The 12,179-nt window shown below is 44.3% G+C and carries 13 protein-coding genes; 9 read left to right on the forward strand and 4 right to left on the reverse strand.

Going from position 1 to position 12,179, the window contains the following annotated elements:
- Positions 1-16: 16 nt before the first annotated feature.
- Both queE and queC read right to left on the reverse strand, forming a co-directional pair.
- Positions 17-667 carry a 7-carboxy-7-deazaguanine synthase gene (gene queE / locus C8D85_RS01970; RefSeq protein WP_133559680.1) on the reverse strand — a complete coding sequence of 217 codons (651 nt, stop codon included), beginning with the start codon at positions 665-667 and terminating at the stop codon, positions 17-19.
- Between the two features lie 106 nt (positions 668-773).
- Positions 774-1,433, reverse strand: coding sequence for a 7-cyano-7-deazaguanine synthase QueC (gene queC / locus C8D85_RS01975; RefSeq protein WP_133559681.1), 660 nt, complete (start codon positions 1,431-1,433; stop codon positions 774-776).
- Between the two features lie 174 nt (positions 1,434-1,607).
- Between queC and C8D85_RS01980 the strand changes: the two genes are divergently transcribed.
- The 5 genes from C8D85_RS01980 to cysS all read left to right on the forward strand — a co-directional run bounded on the left by C8D85_RS01980 (position 1,608) and on the right by cysS (position 6,761).
- On the forward strand, positions 1,608-2,552 hold the full coding sequence (locus C8D85_RS01980; RefSeq protein WP_133559682.1) for a bifunctional helix-turn-helix transcriptional regulator/GNAT family N-acetyltransferase: 945 nt from the start codon (positions 1,608-1,610) through the stop codon (positions 2,550-2,552).
- 1 nt (position 2,553) lies between these two features.
- Positions 2,554-3,276 (forward strand): AzlC family ABC transporter permease, encoded by a 723-nt coding sequence (locus C8D85_RS01985; RefSeq protein ID WP_133559683.1) that lies wholly within the window; start codon positions 2,554-2,556, stop codon positions 3,274-3,276.
- Entirely contained in the window at positions 3,269-3,598 is a 330-nt protein-coding gene (locus C8D85_RS01990; protein ID WP_133559684.1) for an AzlD domain-containing protein, read from the forward strand. The genes C8D85_RS01985 and C8D85_RS01990 overlap by 8 nt, the downstream gene beginning before the upstream one ends.
- Positions 3,599-3,699: 101 nt before the next feature.
- Entirely contained in the window at positions 3,700-5,370 is a 1,671-nt protein-coding gene (locus C8D85_RS01995) for a glutamine--tRNA ligase/YqeY domain fusion protein (protein ID WP_133559685.1), read from the forward strand.
- 8 nt (positions 5,371-5,378) lie between these two features.
- A complete protein-coding gene (gene cysS / locus C8D85_RS02000; protein WP_133559686.1) occupies positions 5,379-6,761 on the forward strand; it encodes a cysteine--tRNA ligase in 1,383 nt (460 codons plus the stop codon).
- A 76-nt stretch (positions 6,762-6,837) separates the two neighbouring features.
- Here the strand turns inward: cysS and C8D85_RS02005 are convergent, their stop codons facing one another.
- Positions 6,838-7,275, reverse strand: a complete 438-nt coding sequence (locus C8D85_RS02005) for a universal stress protein (protein ID WP_133559687.1) — start codon at positions 7,273-7,275, stop codon at positions 6,838-6,840.
- A gap of 54 nt (positions 7,276-7,329) precedes the next feature.
- Between C8D85_RS02005 and C8D85_RS02010 the strand changes: the two genes are divergently transcribed.
- Entirely contained in the window at positions 7,330-7,809 is a 480-nt protein-coding gene (locus C8D85_RS02010; RefSeq protein WP_133559688.1) for a hypothetical protein, read from the forward strand.
- On the opposite strand, the gene C8D85_RS02015 is transcribed toward C8D85_RS02010, so the two are convergent.
- A complete protein-coding gene (locus C8D85_RS02015; RefSeq protein ID WP_133559689.1) occupies positions 7,775-8,563 on the reverse strand; it encodes a DNA topoisomerase I in 789 nt (262 codons plus the stop codon). The genes C8D85_RS02010 and C8D85_RS02015 overlap by 35 nt on opposite strands.
- Positions 8,564-8,742: 179 nt before the next feature.
- Here C8D85_RS02015 and topA point away from each other — a divergent pair, with 179 nt between their 5' ends.
- From topA to C8D85_RS02030, 3 genes are read left to right on the forward strand one after another with little or no spacing between them, the layout of a single operon-like run.
- Positions 8,743-11,370 carry a type I DNA topoisomerase gene (gene topA / locus C8D85_RS02020; RefSeq protein WP_133559690.1) on the forward strand — a complete coding sequence of 876 codons (2,628 nt, stop codon included), beginning with the start codon at positions 8,743-8,745 and terminating at the stop codon, positions 11,368-11,370.
- Positions 11,367-11,837, forward strand: a complete 471-nt coding sequence (locus C8D85_RS02025) for a DUF6586 family protein (RefSeq protein WP_133559691.1) — start codon at positions 11,367-11,369, stop codon at positions 11,835-11,837. Before topA ends, C8D85_RS02025 begins: the two co-directional genes overlap by 4 nt.
- A 2-nt stretch (positions 11,838-11,839) precedes the next feature.
- Complete coding sequence (locus C8D85_RS02030; RefSeq protein ID WP_133559692.1) at positions 11,840-12,106, forward strand: hypothetical protein; 267 nt, start codon at positions 11,840-11,842, stop codon at positions 12,104-12,106.
- The last annotated feature ends 73 nt before the right edge of the window (positions 12,107-12,179 follow it).

Genomic DNA, 12,179 nt, shown 5'->3' on the forward strand with positions numbered 1-12,179 from the left:
TTCAGTTAGGTTTAAATCAATCAATGCCGAGCATTTTATGTGTTTGTAAACTTAGACGCCACTGCGGATTCTGTAAACAATAGCGAATTGTCTGTGCTTGAGCGTCATTGATGCGCTCATGACCCTCTGGAAGGGCACTCTGATCCATTGGTTGGAGGTAAAAGTGCTCAAATTCAAGGTCAGAGAACAAATTAGGTGGCAAATGATCCTGCGGAAAAATGAGCTTGAGTTCACTGCCTTGGTTCACAACTAAAGGCTCTGCTGTTTTAGGGCTAACACAGATCCAGTCAATGCCATCGGGAAGGGGAAGTGTTCCGTTGGTTTCAATGGCCAAAGTGTAGTGTGAAGCTTTAGCAGCTGCTATTAACGCTTCGTCTAGTTGTAAAGCAGGCTCACCACCGGTGAAGATTAAATATTTATGGCTTGTTTGTTCAGGCCAGAGTGTATCTAAGTGCTCGATCAATGCTTCTGCAGTTTTGAATTTGCCGCCATTTTGACCATCGGTACCGATAAAGTCGGTATCGCAAAATTGACATTTAGCACTGGCTCGGTGTTTTTCTTTGCCAGTCCACAAGTTACAGCCAGTAAAACGACAAAATATTGCAGGGCGACCTGCATGAGCGCCTTCTCCTTGTAGGGAATAGAACGCTTCTTTAATTGAGTACATGGTTATTCCTTCAATCACCCGAAGACAGTCGGGGTTGATAGTGATAACGGTCATTAGCAAATTGCTTGGCAAAAGCTAAATCAGGTTACGTGTTTTTTACGAATCGTTAAGCTTCGTAGTTTAGTGGGTCAGTGACGCCTTGTTCAGTAAACGCTTCAAGGCGCTCATTACAGGCACCACATTTACCACACGCTTTTTCACGCCCGTTGTAACAAGTCCATGTATCAGAGTAATCCAAATTTATGGCTAAGCCGGCAGCTAAAATCTCACCCTTAGAGTTGTTTAAGAAAGGCGTAACAATTTCTACAGGCTCATAATTAGCAATTTTAGACACAGCATTCATGGCGTGAACAAATTCTGGACGGCAATCTGGGTAAATATGATGATCTCCAGAGTGTGCACCATAATAAACTTCTGGCGCTTCAAGCGATACTGCGTAGGCAATCGCCATAGATAGAAGCACCATGTTACGGTTAGGAACGACCGTATTTTTCATGCTTTCTTCGGCGTAATGGCCTTCTGGGATGTCGATTTCGCTGGTTAGTGATGATCCAGCCATCAAGCTATTGATTGCCGAAATATCAACCACCTTATGCGGAATGCCGTGCTTGGCACAAACTGCTGCGGCTACATCAAGCTCTTTGCTATGGCGTTGGCCGTAGTTAAACGACAGCGCATACACTTCTTTTCCTTCTGCTAAGGCTGTGTGCAACACAGTGTAAGAATCCATTCCTCCTGAATAGACCACAACGGCTTTATTTGACATGGATTATTTCCCCTTCGTTTCAAGGGCGCGGATTATAGCAAAAACCGTATTTCTAACTAGTCCTAGCCATGAAATAGCAACGCATAAAACGAGGAAGTAACAAATTAACTTGTGCGTAACTGGTTACGCATATAAAGTATGTAACCAGTTACATAATGTGAGAGTTAATTCGTCGTGGAGCAATTTGGAATTTTATCCCTAGGGAGTCGCCTTAAAAGATTAAGTGATTATCTATACAGTGAGGTTCAGTCAATCTATACAAGTCAGTCTCTTAAAATCTCATCTACCTACTTTCCAATTTTGCGCTTATTGCAGCAGTCGGGGCCGTTGTCAGTGGTTGAGATTTCAGAGCAATTGGGGTTATCGCATCCAGCGGTAAGTAAGCAAGTGACAAAAATGCTAAAGGAAGGCTTGCTTTTAAAAGTTCAAGATCCTGATGACCAACGCAGATCATCAATTAGCCTTTCTACATTAAGCGAGCAGGAAATGTTGAAGGCTGAACCTATCTTAAAAGCGATCGGAGATGAGCTTCAGCGATATCTAGATCGTGTTTCTGGTCCATTTCTTCAGCAATTAGAGCTGCTTGAGGGCGAACTGTTAAACGGCCCTTATGCAAAGAGAGTCATCTACAGGCTTAACCCTGAGCAATTAGTTATCCAAACCTGTAACACCGACAAAGACTTTAAAGCATTTAAGCAACTTAACTTGGAATGGCTTGAAAAATACTTTTGCAATGAAATCTACACCAAGGACAGACAATTACTAAGCCAACCTCAGAAATATATTGGTGACTTAGGAGGTGTTGTAAAAGTTGCCAGCGTAGGGGGAGAGGTCATAGGTGCTTATTATGTGTTGCCTCATTCAGCTCATGAAATTGAGCTTGGTAAGCTTGCAGTGACTGAAGCTTATCAAGGACTGGGCATTGGTGAGGCGCTTTTAAGTGATGCGATGGATGAAGCAAAACGACTAGGTGGTCAGCGTTTGATGCTTGAGTCACACACATCACTGGCACCAGCACTTAGGTTGTATCGTAAAGCAGGGTTTATTGAAGATTTAGACGTTGATGGGTTCAGCGTGCCGCGAGCCAACATAAGAATGATAAAACAATTGGTGGAATAAAATGAAAACACTACGACATGCGCAAAGAGGCGCTATTGCCTCAATACCGATGATCATTGGGGGAATTCCATTCGGTTTATTGTTCGGCTCATTAGCCATCGCGAATGACTTAAGTATTTGGTTCGCAATCGCTATGTCGAGCATCGTATTTGCTGGGTCAGCACAATTTGTTGCTTTAGGATTAATTGCTGCAGGTGCGCCAATATGGGTAATTGTATTAACGACTTTTGTGGTCAACCTAAGGCACATATTGTATGCGGCCGACATGCTAAAGTTTGTTAAACATTTACCTTTAAAACTAAGGTTATTTATGGGTTTTGGGCTCATTGATGAAACATATGCTGCGGTTCGCCCAATGTATGACATGGGGTCAGCCAACAAAGATACCGGTCACAAAGTCTATATCGGCTCATTCTTTAGCTTTTATTTAATGTGGAATGTGACAACGATTATTGGTGCTTTAGCTGGTGAGTTGATACCAGGTATCAGCCAATGGGGCTTAGAGTTTGCCATGGTTGCCACGTTTATCAGCATTGTGACTCCGTATTTGAAAAGCGTTCCTTATTGGGGGGCGTTTGCTGTTGCAATCGTTGCTTCGGTGGCATTGCGCGAGATGCCAAACCACCTAGGATTGATAATGGCCACATTGATGGCGGTAACAACGGGTTATGTACTCGATCGTGGCAATGCTCAGAATGCTTCACAGGAGGCGAAACATGTCTAATGCACAGCTAACACTGATTATCATCGGTATGTTTTTAGTAACTTATTCTGTACGGACGGTTCTGTTTGCGAGTGCGCACAAAGCTCACATCCCAGACTGGTTAAATAAAGCGCTGAAATTTGTGCCGATTTCTGTGTTAACCGCCATCATTGCACCTATGTCCTTAACCAATGCCAGTGGACTTTTGCTTACGCTCTCTAACCCTTGGCTAGTTGGGGCGCTAACATGTCTTGTAGTTGGCTTGTTCTTTCAGCGTCAGTTACTCACGATATGTGTTGGCGTGATGGTATTTTTCGTTATGAAAGTCTTTGTTGTGGCGTAGTTTTCGCTTTTGAACATACCAATCAATCGACAAAATCAGATATACTCTAACGCTAATTTTTCTAAACGTTACATGAACACCAATCGGGATTCGAACATAACATGTCAGAAGCGTCTAAAACTGGGAATTTCATTACCCAAATTATTGATAAAGATAACGAAACTGGCAAACACGGTGGCAAAGTCCTAACGCGCTTTCCGCCTGAGCCAAACGGTTATCTTCACATCGGCCATGCTAAATCTATCTGCCTAAACTTCGGCATAGCACAACGTTACCAAGGCCAATGTAACTTACGCTTCGACGACACCAACCCTGAAAAAGAAAGCGTTGAGTACATCGAGTCAATAAAACGTGACGTTGAATGGCTTGGCTTTGATTGGGCGGGTGAGCCTAAATACGCATCAGACTACTTTGATAAGCTTTTTGAGCTAGCTTGCGAATTGATCAAACAAGGCAAAGCTTATGTTTGTGAGTTGAACGCAGAGCAAATGCGTGAATACCGTGGCACACTAAAAGAGCCAGGTAAAAACAGTCCATACCGCGACCGCACGCCAGAAGAAAACTTAGCACTATTTCTAGAAATGCGTGATGGCAAATACGCTGACGGTGAGAAAGTATTACGTGCGAAAATTGATATGGCTAGCCCAAACATCAATATGCGTGATCCAATTATCTACCGTATTCGCCACGTCCATCACCATCAAACTGGTGATAAGTGGTGCGTATATCCAATGTATGACTTCACCCACTGCCTATCAGATGCACTAGAAGGCATTACTCACTCTATTTGTACACTTGAGTTCCAAGATCACCGCCCGCTATATGACTGGACGCTTGAAACACTTGGTACTGCGCACCCACAGCAGATTGAGTTTGCGCGTCTAAACCTAAACTACACGGTGACAAGTAAGCGTAAGCTAAAACAATTGGTCGATGAAAATCACGTGGAAGCATGGGATGACCCACGTATGCCTACTATTTCAGGTATGCGTCGTCGCGGCTTCACGCCAGCTTCTATTCGAAACTTCTGTGAACGTATCGGTGTGACTAAGTCAGACAGTATCGTTGACTTTGGTATGCTTGAACACGCAATCCGTGAAGATTTAGATGCTAATGCAAACCGCGCGATGGCCGTGCTGAACCCAATTAAGGTGACACTGACCAACTACCCAGAAGATAAAGAAGAAATCTTCACCGTTGGCAACCACCCGAAAAACGAAGAAGCAGGTACCCGTGAAGTGCCGTTTAGCAAAGAGCTTTTCATTGATGCCGCGGACTTCGAAGAAGTACCACCGCGTAAGTGGAAGCGTTTAAGTCTGGGTACTGCTGTGCGTCTGCGTGGTGGCTACGTGATTACCTGTGACGAAGCCATTAAAGACGAAAATGGTAACGTTGTTGAGCTGCTATGTTCTTACGATGAAAACACGCTTGGTGTTAACCCAGAAGGTTACAAACCAAAAGGCGTTATCCATTGGGTAAGCGCTAAGCACGCTGTGGACGCTAAAGTTCGTCTATACGACCGTTTATTCAATGACGAAGCCCCGGATGCGAAACACGAAGGCAAAACGTTCCTAGACTTCATTAACCCTGAGTCAATGACTGTTGCAGAAAATGCGAAACTTGAGCCGTCTCTTGCGAAAGCAGAAGCGGGCGTTGGTTTCCAATTTGAACGTGAAGGTTACTTCTGTCGTGACTTGAAAGAAGAAGGTATGGTGTTTAACCGTACTGTGACACTACGTGATTCTTGGGCGAAAATCGAAGCGAAAGGCTAAGGCATAGCATGTTAAAACTGTTTAACACCATGACCGGCAAGAAAGAAGAGTTCAAGCCGATCGAGGAAGGTAAAGTAAAAATGTACGTATGTGGCATCACAGTCTATGACTTTTGCCACATTGGTCACGCGCGGGCGATGATCTCTTTCGATGTCATCACGCGATTCTTGCGTCACATTGGCTACGATTTGACATTTGTTCGTAACATCACGGACGTTGATGACAAGATCATTAAGCGTGCAGAGGAAAACGGTGAAAAGCCATCTGAGCTTACCGAACGCATGATTGCGGCAATGCACGAAGATGAATTGGCTCTAGGTAATAAACTGCCTGACCAAGAGCCTAAAGCAACTGAGTTCATGCAGCAGATCATCGACATGATCCAAGTATTAGTGGATAAAGGCTTTGCATACCAAGGCGAAAGCGGCGATGTATTTTACCGTGCAAGCAAGTTCTCTGAGTACGGCAAGTTAAACAACCGTAAACTTGAGGATATGCTAGCTGGTGCTCGAATTGAAGTGGAAGCTTCAAAAGAGCACCCAGCGGATTTCGTACTTTGGAAGCCTGCGAAAGCTGGTGAAGTCTCTTGGGATTCTCCTTGGGGCAAAGGTCGCCCAGGCTGGCACATCGAGTGTTCAGCAATGTCGACTCACTGCCTTGGTAATCATTTTGATATCCACGGTGGCGGCCCGGATCTTAAGTTTCCACACCACGAAAACGAAATTGCGCAATCTGAAGCGGCAACAGGCGAGCAGTATGTTAATTACTGGATGCACTGTGGAGCGGTTCGCGTAAATAACGAGAAAATGTCTAAGTCACTAGGCAACTTTTTCACGATTCGTGAAGTGCTTGAGAAGTTCAACCCAGAAGTAGTGCGTTACCTGATGGTATCGAGCCAATACCGCAGCAGTATTGATTACTCTGACTCGAGCTTGAAAGAAGCCAAGACAGCACTTGAGCGACTGTACACAGCGCTTCGTGGTCAAGAAATCGCAAGTAGCTATGTTGCTACGGAATACACTCAACGCTTTGAAGATGCGATGCGTGATGATTTCAATACACCTGTAGCGCTTTCTGTTCTGTTCGAGTTAGTGCGTGAGCTAAACAAAGCACGTGCAGAGGGAAGCGAGCAGGCAGCAATGCTTGCAGCTGAACTTAAAGCATTGGCGGATCTTGTTGGTTTGCTATCTCAAGACCCAGAATACTTTATGCAAAACAGTACGGTTAACGAAGGTTTGTCTGCTGAAGAGATCGAAGGTTTTATTGCTGAACGTGCACAAGCACGTAAAGATAAAAACTTTGCACGCAGTGATGAGATTCGCGACTTGCTATTAGAGCAGGGGATTACACTGCTAGATACACGTGAAGGCACGACCTGGACACGTGGTTAAGTCTTTACGTATTGACTGAGTATTAAAAAGGGAGGCTTTGCCTCCCTTTTGTTTAGATCGATGTCTCTATCTCGGATCAGTCACCTGATTTAACACGAACAGCTAATACATCACATGGTGCGCCGTGCAGTACGCCATTGGCTGTTGAACCTAGAAGCAAAGCCAAGCCATGTCGGCCATGGCTGCCGACCACAATTAAGTCAGCGTTATTTTCTTCCGCTACTCGATGGATTTCGGTTTCAATACCACCCTGGGTAACGACAGTGGCTTGTACAGGAACATCTAGTTGATCAACTAAGACTTCCATTCTTTGTTTTGCTGTAGTCTGCAGTTGTTCTTGAATGTCGCTTACATCAATCGGCACATCGCCGCCGTAAGCGTAGTTTAAAGACTCAATAACGTGGATAATAGTCAGTTGACCATCAAACGCCTTGCACATTGCAGCGGCCTTGTTGGCAACTAAAATACTTTGGTCCGTTAAATCCACCGCCAAAACAATGCGTTGGTAGGGCATGGGATACCTCCAATTTTGGGTTCCATTTGTTCTCAACACTTTAAGAGTAATTCAATGACAGCTTTAATTGTAGTGTTTATTACCCTTTCCTTGATGGGGTCCGCTTTATGGATCATGCCTTCAAAGAGAGAGCGAGAAAAAATGTCTCTTCGGATGCTAGCTCGAAAACACAATATCACCGTTCAATTAACCAGTATTGAACTGCCCGATAAATGGGATAAGGTAACAGAAAAGGAAAGTGTCTGTGCCTATCACAAGTATCGTGAAAAACCGCTTAAAGACTTTAGCGATATCAATGTATACCCATATGAGGTTTGGAAGCACCCGGAAGTTTGTAAAAATTGGTATGCAAGCCAATCATTTACTCTTTCAGAGCGCGCTATTTCTATATTGGAAAAACATCATGGTGTCTTTGTGGCAATAGAAATAAGCGCAGCGAAAGTAAGCTTGTACTGGCGAGAGAAAGGTGACGAAGAAACCGTGAATGAGGCTAACGAGCTTATTGAGGACCTTTTGCAGCTTCGTCTTGGTTAGCCTCGGCTTGACTTTGATCTTCCAAAGAATGCATAAACTCCGAGAGCACTTCCTCGGGGTTTTCAGCATCTTGAATCGCCATGATTTGTGGTGCAAAAATCTCTTTCATTCGTTCATCGACAAACTTTTCTAATTCTTTCTTTTCTGGTCGATCAACATTATTAGATTTCAAATGTGACAAGATGACACTATATAGGGTCTGCGCTACACGCATGTCACCAGAATGAAAATTCTTGTTTGCCTGTACAATCTGACGATTCAACTGAATCCATAGGTTAAGCCAGCGTAAGTAGGTGTAGCAAAGTTTGTAGTGTGTGTTGCTAATACGACCTTTACGACGCATGTAAAGAAGCATTTTCGCTGCTTTCGTTAACCGTTCTTTGTACTTGGTTTTCTCGTGGAAACTCATCTCATCTGGTTCAAGATTAAACTCAGTGGGTGCGTCTTCACGTTCTGCTTCAGCTTTAGCGATACGCTCTTCTATTTTTTCAGGATCATCCGAGTAGGAAACTAGTTCCCTTAAATTCTCCAAATAAAAGTCATAGAATACATCGCTGACAATCATGTCGGTATTTATGCCGCGTAAACCAATGATGTGCTGCTCCATACGATCAGCGCGATTTTGTAACTGTAGATACTTTAGTCGACGCTCTTTTAGCTCCTGTTCTTTTTGATGTGCACGAGAGCCAATCACTACTGAAACCAGTACGATTATGAAAAGAATGACTATAGTTAAGATCTGAAGCGTGGCCATGATTGTCCTTTTTAAATGATTTCAGTATGTTAAAGGGCAAATGCTGGACTCGGCAATAGGAATGTTGCGAATCTGTAAGGGATTGCTTGTCATATAATAGCGCTTTGCTTAATATCTGCGCCCCTAAAGTATTCAAACTACGTTCATCTTTCAAAAGTAATTAAGGCTCGAACAACTCAATGGCTAAATCTCTAGTTATCGTGGAATCGCCAGCTAAGGCGAAAACAATTAACAAATACCTCGGCAACGACTTTGTCGTAAAGTCGAGTGTAGGTCATATACGAGATCTGCCTGCAGGGACTACATCAACCTCCACTCCGCAGGAGCGTGCTAAGCAAGCGGCCTTAACTCGAAAGATGAGTCCAGAAGAAAAAGCGGTTTACAAACGCACTAAAGCTCGCAAACAGCTCATCAACCGTATGGGTGTTGACCCTGAGCAAAATTGGGCTGCTCACTACGAAGTGCTTCCTGGTAAAGAGAAAGTCGTTGATGAACTAAAACGCCTAGCCAAAAATGCTGACACTATCTATCTCGCAACCGATTTGGATAGAGAGGGTGAGGCGATTGCGTGGCATTTACGTGAAGCCATTGGTGGTGATGACAGCCGCTATAAGCGAGTAGTGTTCAACGAGATCACTAAAAACGCCATCAAATCCGCTTTTGAGACGCCATCTGACTTGGACATGAACCGAGTCAACGCTCAACAGGCACGTCGTTTTCTTGACCGTGTTGTTGGCTTCATGGTGTCACCACTCCTGTGGGCAAAAGTTGCCCGCGGTTTATCCGCTGGTCGTGTGCAGTCTGTGGCTGTACGCCTAATTGTTGAGCGTGAAAAAGAAATTCGAGCTTTCATTCCAGAAGAGTTCTGGGAGTTGGATGCTAACTTAGCGACAAAAGATGATTCAAATATTACCTTTGAAACCGCTAAGTACCAAGGTAAAGAATACCGCCCAACGTCTAAAGAGCAGTCTGACGAGCATGTTCAGCGAATTGAAAAGCTGCCGTTTAATGTCGCTAATCGTGAAGACAAACCGACTAAGTCTAAGCCTTCAGCACCATTTATCACGTCTACTCTGCAGCAAGCTGCCAGCACTCGCCTAAGCTTTGGTGTTAAAAAGACAATGATGCTCGCTCAACGTTTGTACGAAGCGGGTTACATTACTTACATGCGTACTGACTCGACCAACTTGAGCCAAGAAGCGGTAGAATCTGTTCGCGAGTTTATTCAATCGAGTTACGGTGATGCTTACTTACCAAAAGAAGCACTGCGCTATTCAAGCAAAGAGGGCGCACAAGAGGCGCACGAAGCGATTCGACCATCAAGCGTAACGGTTACCCAAGACATGCTTCAGGGCATGGATAAAGACGCTCATCGTCTTTACGATTTGATCCGTAATCAGTTTATTGCCTGTCAAATGACGCCTGCAGAATACACGTCGACAACGATCACTGTGATGGCGGGTGAATACGAATTACGTGCTAAAGGCCGCATCCTTCGTTTTGATGGTTACACGCGCGTGTTAACCCCTGTAGGTAAGAAAGCAGAAGATACGATCCTGCCTGATGTACAAAAAGGCGATCAACTAACCCTTCTGAACTTAGATCCGGCGCAACACTTCACGAAGCCACCGGCTCGTTTTAGTGAGGCTAGCCTTGTAAAAGAGCTAGAAAAGCGCGGCATTGGTCGTCCTTCCACTTATGCTTCGATCATCTCTACGATTCAAGATCGTGGTTATGTTCGAGTTGAAAACCGTCGTTTTTATGCTGAGAAGATGGGAGACATTGTAACCGATCGCTTGGTGGCAAGCTTTGACGATCTAATGAACTACAGCTTCACTGCACAAATGGAAGAGAAGTTGGACGACATTGCAGAAGGCGAGCAGGATTGGATCAAAGTTCTGAATAACTTCTACTCAGATTTCAGCAAGACCTTGAATCAAGCAGAAGCTGAAGACGGTGGTATGGCTCCAAACGAACCAACACCAACAGATATTCCTTGTCCGACATGTGGGCGCCCAATGCAGATTCGTACAGCAAGTACAGGCGTTTTCCTATCATGTTCTGGTTACGCATTGCCACCAAAAGAGCGCTGTAAAGCCACGATCAACTTGGTAAGCGGTGATGAAGCGGTTGCTGTAGATGATGAAGAGGGCGAATCTAAAGTACTGATCAACAAGCGTCGTTGTGATATCTGTGGCTCAGCTATGGATAGCTACTTGGTTGATGAGCATCGTAAGCTGCATGTGTGTGGTAATAATCCATCTTGTACTGGTTACGAAGTTGAGCAAGGCACCTTTAAATTGAAAGGCTATGACGGCCCTGTCATTGAATGTGACAAGTGTAGCTCTGAAATGCAGCTTAAGACTGGTCGTTTTGGTAAGTACTTCGGCTGTACCAACGAAGAATGTAAGAACACTCGTAAGCTTTTGAAAAATGGTGAAGTGGCTCCACCAAAAATGGATCCAGTACCAATGCCTGATTTGGCATGTCAAAAAGTAGAAGATCACTATGTTTTGCGTGATGGTGCGACTGGCTTATTCTTGGCTGCAAGTCAATTCCCGCGTAAGCGTGAGACGCGACCACCATTGGTAAAAGAGTTGAAGCCTTACATGGATCAAATTGATCCTAAATACCACTACTTCGATAAAGCCCCTTTACAGGACGAAGAGGGTAACCCAACCGTTATTCGCTTTAGCCGTAAAACTAAAGAGCAATACATTATGACTGAAGTAGAAGGTAAGCCTACTGGCTGGAAGGCTTTCTATGAAGGTGGTAAATGGAAAATCGAACACGGTAAGAAGAAATGAGTAGCTCAAGCTTAGCAAGCGTAACCAACCAGCGTCTAGACGCTGCTAGAAGACTGCTTCAGCAAGCAACAGAAATGGATAACGATTGGATGACTCAAAGCCTCGAGTCATCTGCATTGTTCCAGTTAAGAAGTGGCCTGAATGGATTGCTGCAAGAGGTGAAAACCTCTTACAGCCTACCTGCTGCTCTCGATTTAGACTTGTTGCTTCAAGCCGCAAATGCGAAAGGGATCAGTGTTCCTGTGCTGAATGAGTTGGCACTATTGAAAAGCAATGGTCAATCTTGGTTGAGCCAATTGCATATTGCCTTCCAAGCCGCCTTAGATTGCCAAGTGGCTAATCAGTCCTATGGAGCAGGAGTGGAATTGATTGGTCGCGGCTCTGATGCTGGCACATCTACGAAATACATTTTGAGCTCTTTAACAGAGCTAGTCTTACGCTACCGCGAAGACGCAGCTGAATATTAGTGATGAAAGATACATACTTAGAAATTGTCGAATTGGAAAATGGTGAGATTGTCTTACGCCCAGCAGGGGAGGATGACGATAAAACTCCTATTGCAACACTCACGATTTCCGATGATACGAAAGACTTCCTAAAAGACCGTTATTTTGAGCTTGCCAAGTGCATGTTCCATGCGGGCATCGACTTCGTTTATTCAGAAGATTTCGGTGGCATGGATTCGTCTGAAGGCGATGTGCACGATGAAGAGTTTATGCCGCGGATTTTGCATTAAATAAACCGTATCGAATCATGGTCAATGCCATAAAAAAGCCTCTATCACTAGAGGCTTTTCAGGAATTGATTAT

Origin of the sequence: Marinomonas communis, assembly GCF_004363305.1 — a bacterium.
GTDB lineage: Bacteria > Pseudomonadota > Gammaproteobacteria > Pseudomonadales > Marinomonadaceae > Marinomonas > Marinomonas communis.